This window comes from Geobacillus sp. WSUCF-018B (assembly GCF_002809985.1).
GTDB lineage: Bacteria > Bacillota > Bacilli > Bacillales > Anoxybacillaceae > Geobacillus > Geobacillus thermophilus.
Genome location: NZ_PIJF01000057.1, coordinates 1 through 19,962, shown reverse-complemented (window position 1 = coordinate 19,962; position 19,962 = coordinate 1). Strand labels below are relative to the sequence as shown.

Here is a 19,962-nt window from a genome sequence, read left to right as displayed (position 1 = left end):
GCAATCAGTTGAATCTCTTCATCCGAAACAAGTTTTTGCATCAAATTCGGGAGTGTGGTATGCTTGTTCATAGAGAGCACCTCCTGGGTTTGTTTGTGTTGCTACTCACATTCTACAGGAAAGGTGCTCTTTTTTCTATACCATTTGGATTTTATTGGATAATCAACACGCCTGGCTTTCAACGTGTGTTTACCGAGCATGTGTACCCGAAATTCGCCCGCATTGTCCGCCATTTTCAAGAGAAAGGGGAATTGGCCGAGCTGCCGGTCGATTCCGTCATGCGCCTGACGATCACATCGCTTGCCGGCTTTTTGGCCGCCCGCTTTCTCCTTTTGCCTGACCACCATTGGGACGATGAGGCGGAGATGGAGCGGACGATTCACGTGTTGATGAACGGTCTGCGGCGCTAGACGGCCGGCTTCCGCGTGGGAGCCGGCCTAGCCGTTTTTCTTGGCATAATCGAGGATGGCTTTGGCAAAGTGTTTAAAATCATCGAGATGGTGGTCGATGATGGCTTGCAAAATGCCAAGGTTCAGTTGTTGGTAGTTGTGAACGGCGATGTTGCGGAATCCGACCATGGCCTTCATGTTTTTGCTTATGGCAGGAGAGATTACGCCGTACTCTTCGAGGAGAGTGAATGCATCGCGGCTATGCTGCGGCAATCCGAATTTCTGCTCGGCCACAATATGCATGGCCAAATCGATGCATGCCTCGCACGCCCGCTGTAAATTCAGAACGATCGAATCTTGTTTTGTGTAATTTTGTAAATTTTTTGGATCGCCGTTATATTCTTCACGAATTCGTTTCAGGCAGTGTTCGATCACGCTGATCTTGTTTAAAATGACATCACTTTTCATATATGCTCCCGCTTTCCGTAATTTGTTTTAACACCGGTGCTCTCTCTTCGTTTAGTTTCACATACATTTTCAATGTTTTCATTTCGAACTCAGCCCGTTTCCGCTCGTCGCGGCAATCAATGGCTTTTCCCGTCGAGACGACTTGCGCTTGAAACACGGTGCTGGCTTGGCGCAAATCGACAAGATCGACATCTCGCCCTAACTTGTCAGCCAAATGCCCCGCGAGCCGAAACAGCTCATACGGATCATGCGGTTCGCCGTCGCTGACAAAGGCGATATCGACATCACTGTCCGGGCGCATCGCCCCACGGGCGGCTGAACCGAACAGGTAGATGACGAACGGGTGAAGAGCCGGGCGGAGCGTCTGAATGATGATCGTCTCCATTTCGTTTGGCAATCGCGATGCCCCCTTGCGTTTTTCTTCATTATAGCAAAATCTTAATAGCAAAATCTTATTGTTCTTGGCGAAAAGATGGAAAAAGAAAAAGGGATGGCGATGATGCGCCAATCCCTCTGAGCGAAAGAAGCAGGGGCTGATTGATTCATTTCCTCCTTACATACAAACTTCGGGGCGGCTCTTTTTGCTGCTCTTCCCTAAAACACTTCCTCACCCCGAAAACGGGATGGGGCGATGTTCGAGTCATTCGGGTGATGGATGATATAGGTGTGCGCGTTGGTCGTTAAGCCACAATTAGGCGATTTCCGCCACAATGGCATTGTCCTTGACATCGATACGGATCGCACGCACCGATTGATCCGCGTCAAGCAGGCAGTCGGCGATGTTGTCTTCGACATGCTCTTGGATGACGCGGCGGAGCGGGCGGGCGCCGAAGGCCGGATGGTAGCCGAGTTCGGCCAGTTTTTCTTTCGCCGCTTCCGTCACCTCGAGTTCAATGCCTTGCTCGCGCATCGCCGCTTTGACGTCAGCGAGCATCAGGTCGACGATCTCAAGCAAGTGTGCTTTTTCGAGCGGCTTGAACTCGATGATGGCGTCGAAGCGGTTCAAAAATTCCGGCTTGAAGTAGGCGCTCAAAGAGTCAAGGACGCTTGTTTGCCCGTTGCCCTCTTTTTCAAAGCCGACGGTGATTTTTTTGTCGGTCACACCGGCGTTGCTTGTCGCGATGATGACGGTGTCTTTGAAGCTGACGGTGCGGCCTTGGCTGTCGGTTAAGCGGCCGTCTTCCAAAATTTGCAGGAAGATGTGCTGTACATCCGGGTGCGCCTTTTCAATCTCGTCAAGCAAGATGATGCTGTACGGATTGCGGCGCACTTTTTCCGTCAGCTGGCCGGCTTCTTCAAAGCCGACATAGCCCGGCGGCGAACCGATCAGCTTCGAGACGGAATGTTTCTCCATGTATTCGCTCATATCGAGGCGAATCATGGCGTCTTTTGTGCCAAACAGCTCCTCGGCGAGCGTTTTGGCGAGCTCCGTTTTCCCGACGCCGGTCGGGCCGACGAACAAGAACGAACCGATCGGGCGGTGTTTCGCTTTCAAGCCGGCGCGGCTGCGGCGAATGGCTTTCGCGACTTTTTTCACCGCTTCCGCTTGGCCGATCACTTTTTTCGCCAAGTGTTCTTCGAGATGTTTCATTTTTTCTTTTTCATCGGCTTGCAGTTTGCCGACGGGGATGCCGGTTTTCTCGGCGATGATTTGTTCGATGTCGGCGACATCGACGACAGGGCGTTCTTGGTTGACGCCTTGCTCGAGTTGTTTTTCGAGCTTCAGCTCTTCATCGCGCAGTTTCGCCGCCAATTCGTAGTTTTCTTCTTTCGCCGCTTGTTCTTTTTCTTTCGCGATTTGGATCAACCGCTCTTGCAGTTGTTTTTCATCGGTCGGACCGAGGCGCAAGTTCGCTTTCGAGCCGGCCTCGTCAAGCAAGTCGATGGCTTTGTCCGGGAGGAAGCGGTCTTGAATGTAGCGGTGCGACAGTTTCACGCACGCTTCGATCGCTTCATCCGTATAGCGGACATGGTGGAATTGTTCGTATTTCGGCTGGATGCCTTTTAAGATGACGATCGCTTCCTCAACGGTCGGCTCGTGGACGATGACCGGTTGGAAGCGGCGCTCAAGAGCCGCGTCTTTTTCAATTTGCCGGTATTCTTTGAGCGTCGTCGCCCCAACGACTTGCAGTTCCCCGCGGGCGAGCGCCGGTTTTAAAATATTGCCGGCGTCCATCGAGCCTTCAGCGGCGCCAGCGCCGACGAGCAGGTGGATTTCGTCAATGAACAAGATGATGTTTTTCCGCTCTTGCAATTCGGCGATGAGCCGTTTCATCCGCTCTTCAAATTGACCGCGGATGCCGGTGTTGGCGACAAGCGACGCCACATCAAGCAAGTACACGTCTTTGTTCAATAGTTTTTCCGGCACTTGCCCTTCGGCGATTTTCAGCGCGAGCCCTTCAACGATGGCTGTTTTCCCGACACCCGGCTCCCCGATCAACACCGGGTTGTTTTTGTTGCGGCGGTTTAAAATTTCGATCACGCGGGCGATTTCTTTGTCGCGGCCGATGACCGGATCGATCAAGCCCGCTTTGGCCATTTGCGTCAAGTTGCGGCCGAATTGATCCAAAAATCCACCGCCATGGCTTTGCGGGCGCTTCGCCATCGTTTTCGGCGCGCTCATTCCGGCGTTGGCGGCTGTGAACGGGCTAGTAAAGAAGTCATCAAAGGAAAACGGTGAAAAGCCGAAGTTCATCGGAATGGACAGTTGTTGTTTTTGCTTTTCATAGCATTCATGGCACAGGTGAAGTTGTTGTTTTTCCCCGTTCCATTGCAAGTTGACAAACACTGTTGCTTCACGTTGTTGGCATGCTTGGCATAGCATGAGACATACCCCCTTTTCTCTTATTCGGGATTTGACTTTGACTTTCTTTGACTTTCTGACTTTATTATACTTTGACCTTTTTTGACTTTCAAGTGTTTTGTACAAAAAAATTGTAATAACGATGAAATGTTTTTGAAAAAATGGTGAATACTAATGTAGGTGCGGCAAAGCTATGATAAAGTGAAAAACAGAAAAAGAGGCGGAAAAGACTCCGTCTTTGGTGCTCATGATGATCATGAATTTGAAGGAAAAAGGAGAAAGGTGAAGATGAGAAGACAGGTTGGTTTCGCGTTTGCTGTTGTACTTTTGGGGATGATGATCATGGCTGCTTGTACAAATCACAACAAGCAAGCCGAGACGCCGGCCGTGCTTGACGTGAAAATCGATGCGCCAGATCATATCGATTTGAACAAACCGACCAAGCTCGCCTGCGTCGTGACGTACGGCGGCGAAAAAGTAGACGATGCGAACGAAGTCAAGTTTGAAGTATGGAAGCATGGAAGCGACGAGCGGGAAATGCTTGAAGCGAAGCATGACGGCGACGGCCGCTACTCGGTGGAAAAAACATTTACCCAAGCGGGAACATATTCGGTCGTCGCCCATGTGACGGCGCGCGATATGCATAACATGCCGAAAAAAGATATTGTCGCCGGCAACCCGGAACAGGCGGCGACGGCCGACGGTGCGCGCGAAAATTCCCAAGGCAGTGCTGAAGAAAATCATCATGGCGCCGTCGCCATTTCGCTGTCGTCCCGTTCGTTCGAAGCCGGAAAACCGGCGGCATTGACCGTTCACCTCACCAAAGATGGGAAGCCGTTTACGAACGCCACCGTTCGCTTTGAGATTTGGCAGGCGGACAACAAGCATGAATTTGTTGACGCGGATGAAAAAGGAAACGGCGAGTACGAAGCCATGGCCACGTTTGCCAACAAAGGAACGTATTCGGTGAAAGTGCACGTCGAAGGAAGCGGCGGGCTGCACGAACATCAAGTCGAACACGTGACAGTTCATTGATGGAAACGCGATTTCACATCGCATGCCATATTAATGAAGAGAGTTTGCGGTGTGTGAGAAGGCATCTTGTCTCGGATGCCTTCTTTTTTCGTTCTGTCGTCTTTCTTGTCCATGCCGGACATATACATATATATGGAAAAGCAACGGACAAGAGAGGGAGATGGAGGATTTGGGCAAGAGACACGAGTGGTCGGAAGCATGGCAAATCGCCGCTGTTTACGTCGGCACGGTGATTGGAGCGGGATTTGCGACTGGCAGGGAAATTATTGAATTTTTTACCCGCTACGGAATGGCTGGGACGATCGGGGTGGCGGTCAGCGGCGTTTTGTTCACATGGGGAGGCGCGCGGCTCATGGTGATGGCGCGCCGAATTGGAGCTGCGTCCTATGATGAGTTGAATCGCTATTTGTTCGGGAACATGTTGAGCCCGTTTGTGACGCTCGTGATGACGGTGATGATCGCGGGGGTGACGGCGGTGATGATCGCCGGGGCGGGTGCCGTGTTTGAAGAGCAGATCGGCTGGCCGAGGCAGGCGGGCGTCGCGCTGACGCTCGGGTTGGCGCTTTTGGTCATGTTGTTTGACCGCAAAGGGCTGTTTGGCGTCAACGTGTTTGTCGCGCCGATGATGGTGCTGTTCAGCGCCATCGCCTTTGTGAAAACAATCGTGGCTGGCGATTTGTGCCGTCCGGACATGGCTGCGGTGGACTATTCCCTCAAGGCGATGTTGTCCCCGTTTTCCTATGCGGCCTTTAACTTGGCGATGGCCCAAGCGGTGCTTGTCCCCATCGCCCGCGAAGCGACCGATGAGCGAGCGGTGAGGCGCGGAGCGATGTTAGGCGGAATGGTGTTGACGGTTTTGCTGCTGTTGAACCATATGGTGCTGCTGTCGTTTCCACACAAGGACGATTATGATATTCCAATGGCCGAAGTCGTTCATACGTTTTTTACTGTGTTGTATTGGCTTTATGTCGTCGTCATTTACGGAGAAATTTTTACATCGGTCATCGGCGGCATGTTTGGACTTGCACGCCAAGTGCGCGTTTGGGCGCCGCTTGGCGGGAAATGGCTGGGCGTGCTGCTCGTTTTGCTGTTTGCGGCGGTCAGCCCGTTTCATTACGGGGAGCTGCTGTCATTCATCTATCCGCTGTTTGGTTATATGAGTCTTGTGCTTTTGTGGCTTCTTTGGCGCCGGCAGCTGCCGCGCCGGTAAATGAGCCCTTTCGTTCCCCAAAGTTTTTTGGTGAAGGGGGACGAAAGGGCTTCGTTTCGTTATGAGTGGAAGCGGGCGATCATGTTTTCTAAATCGCGCGCTGCTGCAGCCAACGTGTCGGCTTCCCGCGCCAACTGGTGAAGGGCGAGCGTCTGTTGCTCAAGCCCCGCCGCCGTTTCTTGCACCATGTTTGAAAAATCGGCGGCGACGGTGCGTACGTCTTCCATCAGTCCGCCGAGCTGCTCGCCGTCGGCGGTGATGTCGTTGACATATGATTCGTTTTGCTGAAGCAAGTCGTTCAGCTGGGCGAACATGCCTTGAAACGATGTGAACGTTTCCCCTGTTTTCCAAAGCGAGTCTTTCGTTGTTTCAACGCGGAGGCCGCTTCCTTGTACAGCTTGCACCGTTTCTTTGAGCGCGTTCGTCATGGCGTCGAGCGAGGCGAAAATTTCAGCGGCGAAGGCGTTTGTATCTTCGGCAAGCTTCCGGACTTCTTGGGCGACGATGGAAAAGCCGCGGCCCGCTTCACCCGCCCGCGCCGCTTCGATCGAGGCGTTGAGGGCGAGCAAGTTCGTTTGCTTGGCGATCGTGCGAATGGCGGCGATCATCTCATGAACGCGCGCCGCTTCATTGGCTGCTTTGTCGATGAGGGCAGTCATTTCGCTGATGCCGCGCTGCATCGCGTCCATGTTTGTTTTCGTTTCCTCAATGAGGCGGATGCCTTCTGCTGCTGACGACCAAGTGTCGCCCGCTTGCCTTACGACGCGTTCAACGGCGGCCCGCATGAGTTGCACGCGTTCCACCATCTGCCCGATGACGTCACCCGCTTGCTCGACGGCGGTCGTTTGTTGTTTCGCCCCTTCGCGGAACGTTTCGACGGCGGCGGCGATTTCGTCAAACGATTCAGAGAGGCGGCGCATTTCCATCTGCTGTTCAACGCTCACATCATGCACCGTTTTGGCCGCTTTGCCAAGCTCATGGATGATCGTGCGGATGCCGAGAATCATTTTGTTGATTTCGTAGGCGATTTGATGAAATTCATTCCGTTTTCCCGTCGTTTTCACTTCTGTCTGCAATTGGCCTGAGGAGACGGTGCGGGCGACGCTGTACCAATGGCGAAGCTCGGCGGCAATGGCCCGATGCCAGGCGGCGCCAAGCCCAAGCCCAGCGAGAGCGGCGCACAGCGCGGCCAAAACGGGCGGCGCCCCTGCGATGGAAGCGGCCAGCCCAACGGCTGCGGGCGCAATGGCGACGCTTGCTAACACCCATTGCAAATACGGGCGGTGCATGAGCCGCCCCATCCGCAAATTGAACCGCCTTCCGCCTGGCTCCGTCCAAAACGGGCAGCTGGCGTCAATCAGCACCTCGCCCGTATCGCGTTCGTACACTTGCAAGAGCGGTTCATTCGTGCGGGCGGCAGCCAGCCCGACTGGGTCGGCAAACACCCTTCCCTCGCGGAGGCGGTTCGTATGGACAACTCCGTATCCGCTTTCATCGACAAGAACAAAATATTCATCACGGCCGAGCCGCTCGTCTAAAAAGGCGCGGATGCGGTCGAGCTGCTCTTCAAGCGGACGCGTTCGGTCGATCATCTTTCGCAGCGCTTCCGCCGTTTCCGTCACTTTTTTCAACGCTCGTTTCGCCCGGCGCTGGTTCGTCAGTTCGCTCATAGACGATTCTCCTTTTCTCATTTGTCTATTTTCAATAATATATAGAAGATTTTGTCGAATCAATAGGATGAAAGGGGGATGCATAAAAATATCGATCGATTGGAAGACTATGCTGTAAACGGAAAGGCGAGGGGATGTTTGTGGGTTTATTCTCATTTTGGAAAAAAAAGAAAAAACGCCCCCCTCAGCGGCCCATTTCGCAACTTTGGGAAACGCTGCGGCAATCGAGCGATTTTGTCGAAGTGTCGTTTGTTGTCGGAGGCAAGGAGCTGTCGATTTACTATTTCGATTCGCTCGTTGATCCGCAAGTGCTGCAAGAGCGGATTCTTTGCCATTTGCAAAACGACATTCCCCAGCATCCGAACGTCCGATTGGAAGACTTGCAGCAAATCGTGCCGATTCAGCGCATTGAGGTGAGTGAAGACACGGCACTGATTGAAGAGAAGGTGCTGAAAGGGTTTGTCGCGGTCACCTTCCGCGAGCAGCCAAACAAAGCGGCGCTCATGAGCGCCGCGGCTGAAAATTTGGGGCTTCGGGAAAACAATGATTCGGAAAACGAATTCAGCGTCGTCGGACCGAAAGTCGGATTTGTGGAAAACGTCGGGGTCAACTTGCATCTCATCCGCCGGCAAGTGGTGACGCCGAATCTTGTGTTTCGGGAAATGTCGATTGGTTCGGTGTCGAAAACGAAAGTGGTCATCGCCTACATCGATGGCGTCGCCAATCCGGAAGTCGTTCAAACGGTGACGCAGCGGCTTGAGTCCATTCGTTTTGACATCGTGTTTGACAACGCCATTTTGGATCAGCTTCTTGCGGACAATTCACGGACGCCGTTTCCTCTGTTTATCTCGACCGAGCGGATCGACCGGGCCATCTATGCGCTTGTGTCGGGTCAGGTGGCCATTTTTTGCGACGGCTCCCCGTATGCCGTGATTGGCCCCGCCGCTCTTTTCGATTTTTTTACGTCGCCGGAAGACTATTATTTGCCATGGGTGCTCGGCACGTTTTTCCGGCTCATCCGGTTTTTCGGCGTTGCGTTCTCGGTGTTAGCGTCGCCGATTTATGTGGCGGTGCTGACGTATCATTATGAAATGATTCCCGAAGACTTGCTCGGCCCGATCATTTATTCCCGCTCGAACGTGCCGTTTCCGCCGATGCTCGAGGTGCTGTTTTTGGAAATTACGATTGAGCTGTTGCGCGAGGCCGGGGCGCGGCTGCCGACGAAAGTCGCACAAACGCTCGGGATTGTCGGCGGGATTGTCATCGGGCAAGCAACCGTTGATGCCGGGCTGACGAGTACGATTTTGTTGATTGTCGTCGCGTTGGCGGCGCTCGCTTCGTTTACAACGCCGATTTTCAAAATGTCCAACACGATTCGGTTCATTCGGTTTCCGTTTATTTTGTTTGCTGCATGTTGGGGCGGGATCGGCATTATCTTCGCCGTGTGCGGGCTGCTCATTCATTTAGGGCGGCTGCAGTCGTTTGGCTATCCGTATTTGCTGCCGTTTTATCCATTTCGTGTGCGCAGCTTCCGCGATACATTCATTCGTTCGCCATACAGTGAAACGGCGGAGCGGCCGATGTTTCTTCGTCCGCGGTCGCGGTTTCGTTACGATCCGAATGCGGCGAAGCAAAAACGCGACATTGATGAGTAAGGGGGATCGTGATGAGGCGTGGGCTCGCATGGGTCGGTGCGCTGCTGTTGCTTGGCGGCTGCGCCAGTTCGCGGCCGATTGATGAAATTCAAATTATTCAACAGATGGGGTATGATTTCGAGAACGGCCGCTACACGGGCACCGCGGTGTACCCGACGTTCAAGCAAGGGCCGATGACAAAGCCGAATATGCTGACGACGACGTCGCCGACGGTCTACGACTTGATTCCGCGCCTGTCATCGAAATCCGCGCTGCCGGTTGAGGAAGGGCAGCTGCGCTTGATTTTGTTCGGCAAGGAGTTTGCTCGGCGGGGGGTGACGCAAATTACGCACAGCCTCGCGCGCAACAACAAAGTCGGCAGTCATTTGCTGCTTGGCGTGGCGGAAGAAAGCGCGAAGGAGCTGCTGAAAATCGCGGCGAACACGACGCTGAGCGATACGTTGTATTTGCCGAATCTGGTGGAGCAGAATGAGCAGTCGATGAACTTGCCGAAAACGAATTTGCACTTGTTTTTGTATCGCTATTTTTCCCCAGGCAGCGATCCGTTTTTGCCGTATTTTGAGAAAAAAGGAGATTTCGCCAAGCTTGAAGGGGTCGCGTTGTTTCGCGACGACCGATACGTGGGGCATGTGAGTTTGCGTGATTCGTTTTTAATGAAAATTTTGCTTGGAGAAACGAAAAACGGCGTCTACCAGCTGAAGGTTGGGAATCGCGGGAAACAGGGCGAGGATCGGGTGATGCTGCAAAACTTATGGGCGAAGCCGAAATATGAATGGAAGCGTGATGGAAGCCGCCATGTGCTTGATGTGTTCGTCCATATCCATGCGTCGGTGCGGGATTACCCGTCATGGCTCGATCAGACGGGTCAAGATTTGTTTGCTGATGTGAAGAAAAAAATGCAAAACGAATTGGAGCATAATATGCGCCGGTTATTCCGTTATTTTCAGAAAAAACGGATTGACCCGCTCGGCATCGGCGATTTTGTTCGCAGTGTGACAAGACATTGGGATTCCGACGCGTTTTACCGTGAATACCCGGATCTAGACATCCGCCCGCACGTCACGGTGGATATCGTCCATACCGGCATTGGCGAATAAGACGGGGAACATGAGGAGGGATTAGGATGAAGCAGGCCATTCAGGAACGGTTTCTCATCTCCCCGTTTCTTGTGTTTTTTGTCATTCATGCTACGCAAGTTGGGGTCGGGGCACTCAATTTTCAGCGTCCACTGATGAAAGAGGCGGGGCAGGATGCCTGGATGGCAGTCTTAATGGCCGGGCTGGCGGCGCACGTGTTGATTTGGCTGATGTATCGGCTGCTGTCGCATTTGCCATCAGGCGGAGACCTCGTGTCGCTTCATGAACAGTACTTCGGGCGGTGGATCGGCGGGGTGCTGAGCATTGGACTTCTTTTTTACTACGCGTTGGCGGCGTTTATGGTGCTTCAATCATACATTGAAATCATTAAAGTATGGGTGTTCCCGTTGATGGGGGCGTGGCAGTTCAGCCTTATGTTTTTGCTGATGACGTATTATGTCGTCTCCGGCGGGTTTCGCGTCGTTGTCGGCTTATGCGTTTGGGGGGTGGTGACTCCGCTGTTGACGATTTTTCCGATGGTTTTCTTTCCGCTTGAGTATGCTCAATACCGGAATTTATTGCCGGTGTTCGACCATTCGTTTGGGCAATTGGCAAAAGCATCGAAAGAGATGGTGCTGCAATATTTAGGGTTTGAAATGCTGCTGATGTATTACCCGTTTTTAAAACAGGCTCCGTCCTCGCAAAAGTGGGCGCATGCGGCCAACGCATTTACGATGTTCATTTATTTTGTTTTGATCCTTATTTCCATCGTGTTTTATAACAAAGAGCAAATTCAGCATATTACATGGCCGACGCTGACGCTGGCCAAAATTCCGGAAGTGCCGTTTATCGAGCGGATGGAGTATATTGTCATCTCGATTTATGTGCTCGTTGTGTTCCCGATCATCGCGGTCTCTATTTGGGCGGCGACGCGCGTGATCAAACAGCTGTTTGCTGTTCAGCAGCGCCGTTCGCTTCCGGTGTTGCTCGCTTGCTTGTTTGTCGGGGGAATGTTTTTTCAGGAGAAGACACATATTGAGCAGTTGACGGAATGGACAGCGAAGGCGGGATTTTATCTTGTCGCGGTGTATGTTCCGCTTTTGTATCTATACGTATGGACGGCGGAAAAAGTGAAAAAGGCGCTACAACAAAAGCCATAAGTATGGTATAGTAATATGGAAAACAGAAGAATCGCAATTCCGTACGCTTGTACGGGAGAGGTTTCTAGCAAAACCCTCTATAAAAAACTAGGGACGGCTGTATCCTAGGGGTATGGCCTTTTTTGTTTTGGAAACCTCTTCTTCTGCTGATTCAGAAGGAGGTTGATTGTGATGAAGATGAAGGAAGAAAAGGCGGTCGTCGTCTTCAGCGGCGGCCAAGACAGCACGACGTGTTTGGTTTGGGCGAAAGAGCAGTTTGGGGAAGTGGAAGCGGTGACGTTTGACTATGGGCAGCGTCATCGCCGCGAAATTGAAGTCGCTCAGACAATTGCCGCTGAGCTTGGCGTTCGCCATACGGTGCTCGATATGTCGCTGCTCGGGCAATTGGCGCCGAACGCCTTGACGCGTGATGATATCGCCATCGAACAAAAGGAAGGCGGGCTGCCGACGACGTTTGTGGACGGGCGCAATTTGTTGTTTTTATCGTTCGCGGCGGTGTTTGCCAAACAACGGGGCGCGCGCCATCTCGTCACCGGAGTGTGCGAAACAGATTTCAGCGGCTATCCGGACTGCCGCGATGTGTTTATCAAATCATTGAACGTCACGCTGAATTTAGCGATGGATTACGAATTTGTCATTCATACGCCGCTCATGTGGCTGACGAAAGCGGAGACGTGGAAGCTCGCGGATGAGCTCGGGGCGCTCGAGTTCATTCGCACGAAGACGCTGACGTGCTATAACGGCATCATCGCCGACGGCTGCGGCGAATGTCCAGCATGCGTGCTGCGCAAGCGCGGATTGGATGACTATTTGCGGGAAAAAGCGGGGGTGGAGCGGCCATGATGCACCAGCTTTATCCGCAAGTGATGCACCCTTACCGCTATGAGCTGAACAAAGATATGCACATCGCCGCCGCCCATTTCATCCCGCACGAAGCGGCCGGGAGTTGCGCCAACGTGCACGGCCACACGTACATCGTCAATGTGACGATTGCTGGCGATGAGCTCGATGAAAGCGGATTTTTGGTCAATTTTCAAACGATCAAACAGCTTGTGCATGGAAAGCTGGATCATACGTTGCTCAATGACCATGCCGATTGCTTTGATGAAAACGACCCGAACCGGTTTCCGACGACGGAAGTGGTGGCGCGCACGATTTATGAAACGATTCAGCGCTATTTGGATACGCTGCCGCACAAGCCGACATGTTTGCAAGTGTTTGTCCGCGAAACGCCGACGAGCTATGTCGTCTACCGGCCGAAAGCGGGGGACCGGTAATGGCGCGCACGATTCCGGTGTTGGAGATTTTTGGTCCGACCATCCAAGGAGAGGGAATGGTGATCGGCCAAAAGACGATGTTCGTCCGCACAGCCGGCTGCGATTATCGCTGCCGCTGGTGCGATTCGGCGTTTACGTGGGACGGATCAGCGAAAGACGAGATCGAGCAGTTGACGGCAGACGACATTTGGCGGCGGCTTGAAGCCATGGGCGGCCGCCGCTTCCGCCACGTGACGATTTCAGGCGGCAACCCGCTTCTCATTGCCGCTCTTGGAGAGCTTGTCGCCCTTCTTCACGAAAAAGGGGTGCGCGTTGCGGTTGAAACGCAAGGGAGCCGCTGGCAAGACTGGCTGCTCGATGTAGACGATGTCACCATTTCCCCAAAACCGCCAAGTTCGGGGATGGACACCGACTGGTCGGCGCTCGATCAAATCATGGAACGGCTGCAGGCTGACCAAAGCCGGGGGCGGCGCATCAGCTTGAAAGTCGTCGTCTTTGATGACACCGATTTGGCGTATGCGAAAGAGGTGCACTGCCGCTACCCAGGTGTTCCGTTTTATTTGCAGACAGGAAACGCCGATGTGGCCGATTCAGATGTGGATGCACTCCGCGCGAAGCTTCTCCATCGGTTGGAATGGCTGGTGGAGCAAGCCGCCGATTCGGAGGAGCTGGCCGACGTCCACATCTTGCCGCAGCTGCACACGCTTCTTTGGGGAAACAAGCGCGGCGTGTAAAGCGGGGGTGCGGCCGCTCACGTTGCATGAATCAAAGGGAGGAATGAAGGAATGGCAGGAAGAAAAGAGGAAGAATTGAAAGACTTGACGCTGCTTGGCCATCAAGGGACAACGTATTCGTTTACGTACAATCCCCATCTTCTTGAAGTGTTTGACAACAAACATCCTGACCGGGATTATTTCGTGAAGTTCAATTGTCCGGAGTTTACGACGTTGTGTCCAAAAACCGGACAACCGGACTTCGCAACGATTTACATCAGCTACATCCCGGACAAAAAATGCGTCGAAAGCAAATCGTTGAAGCTGTATTTGTTCAGCTTCCGCAATCATGGCGACTTTCACGAAGACTGCGTCAACATCATTATGAACGATTTGATTAAAGTTATGGAACCGCGCTATATCGAAGTGTGGGGCAAATTCACCCCGCGCGGCGGCATTTCCATCGATCCGTACTGCAACTGGGGACGCCCGGGGACGAAATACGAAAAAATGGCGGAATACCGGCTGCTCAATCATGACTTGTATCCAGAAAAAGTCGACAACCGCTAGAGATAAAAAAAGAGGTAGTTTTTTCGCTCCAACTCCTATATAATGAACAATGAATGTTTGCCTTGGAGGTTTTGGCGTTGGAGCGAAGAACAGCTCTTTTGCTTGGAGCGAGCGGTTTGGTCGGCGGAGAGTTGCTGAAGCTGTTGCTGCAGTCGGATTTGTACCGCTGTGTGACGATTTTCGTCCGCACTCCGCTGCCGATTAAACATGAAAAACTGCAGCAAGTCGTCGCCGATTTTGCGCGGCTTGAATCGTACGAACGATATTTTTATGTGGACGATGTGTTTTGCTGCCTTGGGACGACGCGCAAAAAGGCGAAAACAAAGCAGCAGTTCATTCAAGTCGATTATGAATATACGCTGCGCGCGGCGGCGCTGGCGGAAAAGTGCCGCGTGAAAAGCTTTTTGACCGTCTCTTCGGTTGGCGCCAACCCGTGTTCGCCGTTTTTTTACCAGCGCGTCAAAGGAGAGGTGGAAGAGGCGTTGCAGCGGCTTTCCATCCCATCGCTTCATATTTTCCGTCCATCGTTGCTCGTCGGCAAGCGTCGGGAGTTCCGCCTTGGCGAGATGCTCGCCGGGTGGCTGTTATGCCGGCTGCCGTTTTTGTTCGTCGGCAAATGGAAAAAATATAAGCCGGTTGACGCCCATCAGCTTGCTTTGGCGATGTTTTACCGGGCGGCGTCCGCAGCGAACGGCGTCCACATCTATGAATGTGATGAACTCGCCCGCATTTCGTAAACAACAAAGAGGCTCTTGACGGCCTCTTTTTTCTATTCAATAATCTTATAATTTTTATGGTTGACCACCGTCCGCTCTTGCAAATCAAGCTCGCGGTAGTTTTTCATATATGTCAAATCGACGATGACCGAGTTTTCGTTCACTTTTTCCACGATGCCGCGCAATCCATTTTTAAATTCAATAATGTCCCCGACTTTTGCTTTTTTCACCATTCTATCATTCCCCTTTTTAAACCGAATATAGTCGTCGGCGGCTAAAACGGGCGTGATCGGCCGAAAAGGCGGCCGGCCGGTGCGCCCTGGCCGTTGTGCCCGCTCTTTATAAAAAGGAGCAGGCGCTTTTTTACTAGTTTGCCTTATTTTTATGCACAAGTAAAGGGGTTTCTTTCCTAAAATCTGATATTTTAAAAAAAAACAAGGGGCGAAGCCGTCCCCTTGTTTTCGTCTACTTGGCAAACACATGGTTGCCGATGACGACTGTCACCGGACGGGAGCGCAGCCATTTGCTTTTCGCCGTTTTCGGATTGTAGAAATAGAGCGAGCCGTTTCCTAAACCGCGAAAAGCAAGTGCTTCTTCAACGGCGCGATATGATTCACGGTCAGCGGGTTCATTGATCGTTCCGTTTGCGACCGGCGTGAATGCATAATGGCCGCCAGAGCGCTCATAAATAACGGCGCGGATCGTATCCGGAAAATCCGGATGGTCGACGCGGTTGAGCACGACCGTTGCCACGGCTACTTTCCCGGCGTACGGCTCCCCTTTTGCCTCAGCATGGACGAGGCGAGCGAGCAAGTCTTTTTCCGCCGCTGTAATGCCTGCGTTCGGGATGATCAGTTTTTCGCCAGGATACAGCCAATCGTCTTTTCTATTTTTTTGCATCAGCTGTTTGAGCGGCACGCCGTATTGCTTCGCGATTTTCCAAAGCGTGTCGCCGCGCTTGACAGTGTGGATGGTTGCCGCATCGGCATGGCCGGCAAAGAAAAACATCCCGCACAACACCGCCATCACCCATGCTTTTCCTTTTTTCATCCTGATCCCTCCTCTCGTAAACTCGCTACTAGAGTAACAAGGATGGGAAGATGATTCATTATCGAAATGATGGAAAAAGTGCGCGAAGCATTGAAATGACTAGTTTCATAGGAGGAATGGAAATTTCTCCGCAAGCCAAAACATCCGGCTTTCGGGGCGGAAAGCCGGATGTGAAGCCGCAAAGACGGGAACGTTCAGCTGCGCGGAACATCTGTATAGTGATAAATAATGTGGCCGCCGCGCTGGGCGATGCCGCGAAATCGTTTAAAATCGGGCTGTTTGACAAGCACGGCGCGAAAAACAGGGAAGTCCTCTTTTTTCACCAGCAGTTCGGAGATGATTCCGTTGCGCAAATCATGGATTTGCTTGGCCGCCAACGTTTCATCCATCTGATTCCCTCCCAACGTCCATGTGAGGTTGCTGCTGTTATTTATCATAGCGCAACCGGCGTTTAGGATAAATACCTATATTTTGGCCGGGCAAACACCCTTTGCTTGTGCCGACATACAATATGGATGGGTACGCGCCCCGACAACTATGAGCGAGAAAGGGAGAGGACAATGAATCATTGGGACCCTCATATGAATGATCCGTTTCTGAACGCCTCAAACCAAGGCGATAAGGCCGGGCGAATGGACAATAATGCACCGCCCGTGGCGCCGCTGCCGACCGCACCAGCGGCAATGCCGACAGCGTATTATCCGCCGGTGACTCCCTACTGGTGTCCGCCGGCTGTGCCGATGGCTCCTTTGGTCAGTCCGGCCCACCTTGACAGTCCGGACGAATTTGACAGCCCGGACAGCTCTGATATGATGCCCCCGGCGCCGCCGCTGGGCTTGGGAGCAGTGCCGAATGTGGCTCCGACCTTCGCCTGGCCGGTAGGAGGGGAAGAAAATGCACCGCCGCTGCCCGCTGACGGTGCCGTTGCTCCATACGATATGGCAGCTCCGTATGCAGGGGTGGGAGCTCCTGTTGCCGGTATGACGCCCGGCGTCGTTCCTAGTGCGATGCCGACCATGGGTGTCACGCCCGGTGTTGCCCCTAGCATCGCCCCCGGCGCTGTTCCGTATCCTCCGATGTGCTATCCGCCGGCTGCGCCGCTGCCATACGCCCCGGCGGCACCGTACGGTTATCCTGCTGCACCGCTGCCGCCGTATTACGGTGGGGTAGCTCCATATGCGCCCGGCCTTCCGGCGCCGTACGGCCCATATCGGTAAACCGTCAAAAAGACCGCTTCCACGCGGTCTTTTTTTATGTTCCACGGGGGACGGGCCCAGCATAGAGGCTCACCGGCTTGCCAGACGGCCGCTTCCCGTACAGGCGCCAGCATCAACCGCATTGTTCCCAACGCTCCCTTATGGCGGCATATATGTGTTCCCATTGCTGTCAATGGTATAATAAGGAACGTAGTTTTTCCCTCAAGAGAGGGAGGAAAAGACGAGGTTGGAGAAAAGAAAGGAGAAGAGGCAAATGGGCATGGAGCGGAAAACAGTGATTGTCACCGGCGGAGCGAACGGCATCGGCAAGGCGGTCTCCGCGATGTTTGCCAAACAAGGTGCGAATGTGGCCATCGTGGATCGGGATGTCAAAAAAGGGGAGGCGTTTGCCGAACAGTTGCGGGCGGATGGACGACATGCCATATTTGTGGCCGCCGATGTCCGGAAAGTGAGCGACATCGAACGGTTTGTGAACGAAACAGCCAGCCGTTTTGGCCGCATCGATTATCTCATTAATAACGCCGGCGTCTCGCGTTGGAAATCACCGTACGAGTTGACGGTGGATGAATGGGACGATGTGTTGTCGACAAATTTGCGCAGCGCCTTTTTTGCTTCTCGCGAGGCGGCAAAATATATGCGCCGCAACGCCAAAGGAGGGGCGATCGTGAATATTGCTTCTACAAGAGCGTTCATGTCTGAACCAAATTCAGAGGCGTACGCAGCGTCGAAAGGCGGTCTTGTCGCTCTCACCCACGCGTTGGCGGTGTCGTTTTCCGCTGACCGCATCCGCGTCAATTGCATCAGCCCCGGCTGGATCGAGACGGGCGATTACGGACAGCTGCGGGATGTCGACCACGGGCAGCACCCGGCCGGCCGCGTCGGCAAACCGGACGATATTGCCCGCGCCTGCCTGTACTTATGTGAGGAGGAAAACGATTTTATCACTGGGGCGAATTTCGTGATCGACGGCGGGATGACAAGGAAAATGATTTATATTGAGTAGGAAGAGGGCGTTTGCTAAAATTAATGAATATGGAGAACGGCTTTGCAGCAAAGGTGGGAGGCAATGATGAAAATCCGTAAAACGCCGATCATGGACGGGCAAGCCCCGGTCAACGTATATATTTATGAAAACCGGAAAGAGGAATACATCGTTCTAGCCATTCCGGCGCTTGAATGGTCGTTTTCGTTTTCCTATGGGGAAGAGGCCGGATCGGTAACCGAGCGGCTCGAGGCGTCGCTGCAAAAGCGGCTTGACCATGAACGTGCTGCCGCGTTGACCGCTCAGTTGCTTGCATGGGCGCGAGAAATGTAACTGGGCGGCCGCTTGTGACTTTGCATGTTAGGAGCTCGATGGTGAAGTGTTTAACAAGTCAAAGGTAATGGCAAGCTACATTGCATTTAGTCTGTTATGGCTCGTGGTTACCGACGCCTTGATCAATATGCTGCCGGTTGGCCGCGGTTTGTATATGGCGCTTGGCATCGCCAAAGGGGCCGTCTTTATTTTGTTGTCGGTCGTTTTTTTATACCAGCTGCTTACAAAGCGGGAGCAACTCGAGAAGGCGGAAGAAAACGAGCAGCAGTTGCTCACGCTCATTAACTCGATGCCTGATTTTGTTTGTTTTAAAGATAGCGAGGGACGCTGGCTGCGCGTCAATGATTTCGGCCGGCGGCTTTACCATCTCGAGCACATCGACTATGTCGGGAAAACCGATCGTGAACTTGGCGAGCTGGTGCCGTTTTTTAAGGATACCTTCGAACAGTGCATCGAATCGGACCGCGAGGCATGGAAAAGCGGGACATTGACGCGTCGAGAGGAATCGTTCGAGACGTTGGATGGGGAGCGGAAGACATTTGACGTCATTAAAGTGCCGTTGTTTGAAGAAAATGGGGCGCGCAAAGGACTATTGACCATCGGCCGTGATATTACCCAGCAAAAGCGGGCCGAAGAGCTGTTGCTCAAAAAAGAAAAACTGTCGGTGCTCGGAGAGCTGGCCGCCGGCATCGCCCACGAAATCCGCAACCCGCTCACATCGATGAAAGGGTTTATTCAAATGATGCAAGAAACGCGCGAAGTGAATGACGACTATATGCGCATTATGTTGAGCGAGCTTGGCCGCATCAATCAAATCGTCAGCGAGTTGCTCGTACTTGCCAAGCCGCAAAGCCATAATTACCGTCCATTTTTGTTAAGTGAGGCCGTTTCGTATGTCATCAGTTTGATCGGCCATGAGGCGACATTAAACAACGTTTTGATTTCTGTTCACAATAATGCCCCGAAAGCATGTGTGTACGGCGACCAGAACCAAATTGTTCAAGTGCTTTTAAACGTAATGAAAAACGCCATTGAAGCAATGCCTGGCGGCGGGAGTTTATACGTCCGCGTTTCCGAAGCGGGAGGAACGGTTTATTTGGATATTGCCGACACAGGCATTGGCATTTCCAAAGAGCGCCTGCAAAAAATCGGCGAACCGTTTTTTACGTTGAAAGAAAAAGGGATGGGGCTCGGGCTGACAACAAGCATGAAAATTATCCAGGAACATAAAGGGACAATGCAGATCGAGAGCGAAGTCGGAAAAGGGACGATTGTCCATTTGACGCTGCCGTCCAGCTATGCGGCCGACGCCGCAAGCGGCTGACAAAAGAGGCTGCTCCGACCAAACGTGTCCGCGCCCAAGGCGCGGACACGTTCTTGGTTATGAGCGGTTTTTTTTCGCTTGCTTGGCGGTGTCAACGCTGTCTTTGGCCATTTCCGCCTCTGTTTTCGAGACGGTCGGGTTGGCCACTTCTTGGCTTACTTTGTTTTGTCTCCCTTTTTTCGACATGCTTCCCCCTCCCTCTAGAAATGTTGATGTATCAAGGCTTTTCGGCCTCTCAGGGGTGTCCAAAAAATATTTTTCGACAAAATCCCTTACATCCTTTTTCAGTTTTGTGGATATCTTACAGACCTAGG

Annotated in this window: 22 protein-coding genes and 1 pseudogene; 15 read left to right on the top strand and 8 right to left on the bottom strand. The window is 52.8% G+C overall.

Features of this window, described 5'->3' with window-relative positions; translation table 11 throughout:
- Positions 1–176: 176 nt before the first annotated feature.
- Positions 177–410: pseudogene (locus CV944_RS14370) on the top strand (TetR/AcrR family transcriptional regulator); the annotation flags it as partial.
- Positions 411–437: 27 nt separating this feature from the next.
- Here the strand turns inward: CV944_RS14370 and hepT are convergent.
- The 3 genes from hepT to CV944_RS14355 form a co-directional block, all read right to left on the bottom strand.
- Positions 438–857: a type VII toxin-antitoxin system HepT family RNase toxin gene (hepT, locus tag CV944_RS14365; RefSeq protein WP_100660032.1), complete on the bottom strand. Its 420-nt coding sequence runs from the start codon at positions 855–857 to the stop codon at positions 438–440.
- Positions 847–1,242: a type VII toxin-antitoxin system MntA family adenylyltransferase antitoxin gene (mntA, locus tag CV944_RS14360; protein ID WP_031212949.1), complete on the bottom strand. Its 396-nt coding sequence runs from the start codon at positions 1,240–1,242 to the stop codon at positions 847–849. The genes hepT and mntA overlap by 11 nt, the downstream gene beginning before the upstream one ends.
- 306 nt (positions 1,243–1,548) lie before the next feature.
- Positions 1,549–3,681 (bottom strand): ATP-dependent Clp protease ATP-binding subunit, encoded by a 2,133-nt coding sequence (locus CV944_RS14355; RefSeq protein ID WP_100664403.1) that lies wholly within the window; start codon positions 3,679–3,681, stop codon positions 1,549–1,551.
- A 267-nt stretch (positions 3,682–3,948) separates the two neighbouring features.
- Here CV944_RS14355 and CV944_RS14350 point away from each other — a divergent pair, with 267 nt between their 5' ends.
- Both CV944_RS14350 and CV944_RS14345 read left to right on the top strand, forming a co-directional pair.
- Positions 3,949–4,695: a FixH family protein gene (locus CV944_RS14350; protein WP_100664402.1), complete on the top strand. Its 747-nt coding sequence runs from the start codon at positions 3,949–3,951 to the stop codon at positions 4,693–4,695.
- A gap of 169 nt (positions 4,696–4,864) precedes the next feature.
- Positions 4,865–5,905 (top strand): YkvI family membrane protein, encoded by a 1,041-nt coding sequence (locus CV944_RS14345; RefSeq protein ID WP_100664401.1) that lies wholly within the window; start codon positions 4,865–4,867, stop codon positions 5,903–5,905.
- Positions 5,906–5,964: 59 nt separating this feature from the next.
- Here CV944_RS14345 and CV944_RS14340 read toward each other — a convergent pair whose 3' ends face one another.
- A complete protein-coding gene (locus tag CV944_RS14340) occupies positions 5,965–7,575 on the bottom strand; it encodes a methyl-accepting chemotaxis protein (protein ID WP_100664400.1) in 1,611 nt (536 codons plus the stop codon).
- Between the two features lie 140 nt (positions 7,576–7,715).
- Here CV944_RS14340 and CV944_RS14335 point away from each other — a divergent pair, with 140 nt between their 5' ends.
- From CV944_RS14335 to CV944_RS14300, 8 genes are all read left to right on the top strand, one after another.
- Positions 7,716–9,230, top strand: a complete 1,515-nt coding sequence (locus tag CV944_RS14335) for a spore germination protein (RefSeq protein ID WP_100664404.1) — start codon at positions 7,716–7,718, stop codon at positions 9,228–9,230.
- 11 nt (positions 9,231–9,241) lie between these two features.
- Positions 9,242–10,327: a Ger(x)C family spore germination protein gene (locus tag CV944_RS14330; protein WP_100664399.1), complete on the top strand. Its 1,086-nt coding sequence runs from the start codon at positions 9,242–9,244 to the stop codon at positions 10,325–10,327.
- A 26-nt stretch (positions 10,328–10,353) separates the two neighbouring features.
- Entirely contained in the window at positions 10,354–11,466 is a 1,113-nt protein-coding gene (locus CV944_RS14325) for a GerAB/ArcD/ProY family transporter (RefSeq protein WP_100664398.1), read from the top strand.
- Positions 11,467–11,643: 177 nt separating this feature from the next.
- Entirely contained in the window at positions 11,644–12,309 is a 666-nt protein-coding gene (gene queC / locus CV944_RS14320) for a 7-cyano-7-deazaguanine synthase QueC (RefSeq protein WP_171698222.1), read from the top strand.
- Entirely contained in the window at positions 12,306–12,743 is a 438-nt protein-coding gene (queD, locus tag CV944_RS14315; RefSeq protein WP_033011835.1) for a 6-carboxytetrahydropterin synthase QueD, read from the top strand. Before queC ends, queD begins: the two co-directional genes overlap by 4 nt.
- The gene (queE, locus tag CV944_RS14310; protein WP_050368429.1) at positions 12,743–13,477 is read left to right on the top strand and encodes a 7-carboxy-7-deazaguanine synthase QueE; all 735 of its coding nucleotides are present in this window, start codon (positions 12,743–12,745) and stop codon (positions 13,475–13,477) included. The genes queD and queE overlap by 1 nt, the downstream gene beginning before the upstream one ends.
- Before the next feature lie 51 nt (positions 13,478–13,528).
- A complete protein-coding gene (gene queF / locus CV944_RS14305) occupies positions 13,529–14,026 on the top strand; it encodes a preQ(1) synthase (protein WP_044745506.1) in 498 nt (165 codons plus the stop codon).
- 53 nt (positions 14,027–14,079) lie between these two features.
- Complete coding sequence (locus tag CV944_RS14300; RefSeq protein WP_100664397.1) at positions 14,080–14,763, top strand: NAD(P)H-binding protein; 684 nt, start codon at positions 14,080–14,082, stop codon at positions 14,761–14,763.
- Positions 14,764–14,795: 32 nt separating this feature from the next.
- Here CV944_RS14300 and CV944_RS14295 read toward each other — a convergent pair whose 3' ends face one another.
- The 3 genes from CV944_RS14295 to CV944_RS14285 form a co-directional block, all read right to left on the bottom strand.
- Complete coding sequence (locus CV944_RS14295; RefSeq protein ID WP_033005507.1) at positions 14,796–14,975, bottom strand: YkvS family protein; 180 nt, start codon at positions 14,973–14,975, stop codon at positions 14,796–14,798.
- Positions 14,976–15,207: 232 nt separating this feature from the next.
- On the bottom strand, positions 15,208–15,792 hold the full coding sequence (locus CV944_RS14290) for a cell wall hydrolase (RefSeq protein WP_033010575.1): 585 nt from the start codon (positions 15,790–15,792) through the stop codon (positions 15,208–15,210).
- A 194-nt stretch (positions 15,793–15,986) separates the two neighbouring features.
- The gene (locus CV944_RS14285; RefSeq protein WP_033015881.1) at positions 15,987–16,181 is read right to left on the bottom strand and encodes a hypothetical protein; all 195 of its coding nucleotides are present in this window, start codon (positions 16,179–16,181) and stop codon (positions 15,987–15,989) included.
- 171 nt (positions 16,182–16,352) lie between these two features.
- On the opposite strand from CV944_RS14285, the gene CV944_RS14280 reads away from it, so the two are divergent.
- From CV944_RS14280 to CV944_RS14265, 4 genes are all read left to right on the top strand, one after another.
- Positions 16,353–17,009: a hypothetical protein gene (locus CV944_RS14280; protein ID WP_100660023.1), complete on the top strand. Its 657-nt coding sequence runs from the start codon at positions 16,353–16,355 to the stop codon at positions 17,007–17,009.
- A 253-nt stretch (positions 17,010–17,262) separates the two neighbouring features.
- The gene (locus CV944_RS14275; RefSeq protein ID WP_033010578.1) at positions 17,263–18,012 is read left to right on the top strand and encodes an SDR family NAD(P)-dependent oxidoreductase; all 750 of its coding nucleotides are present in this window, start codon (positions 17,263–17,265) and stop codon (positions 18,010–18,012) included.
- A gap of 66 nt (positions 18,013–18,078) precedes the next feature.
- Positions 18,079–18,324, top strand: a complete 246-nt coding sequence (locus CV944_RS14270) for a YueH family protein (protein WP_100660033.1) — start codon at positions 18,079–18,081, stop codon at positions 18,322–18,324.
- A gap of 46 nt (positions 18,325–18,370) precedes the next feature.
- The gene (locus CV944_RS14265; RefSeq protein WP_100660022.1) at positions 18,371–19,648 is read left to right on the top strand and encodes an ATP-binding protein; all 1,278 of its coding nucleotides are present in this window, start codon (positions 18,371–18,373) and stop codon (positions 19,646–19,648) included.
- Positions 19,649–19,705: 57 nt separating this feature from the next.
- On the opposite strand, the gene CV944_RS17910 is transcribed toward CV944_RS14265, so the two are convergent.
- Positions 19,706–19,834 carry a hypothetical protein gene (locus CV944_RS17910; RefSeq protein ID WP_255350130.1) on the bottom strand — a complete coding sequence of 43 codons (129 nt, stop codon included), beginning with the start codon at positions 19,832–19,834 and terminating at the stop codon, positions 19,706–19,708.
- Positions 19,835–19,962 lie beyond the last annotated feature (128 nt).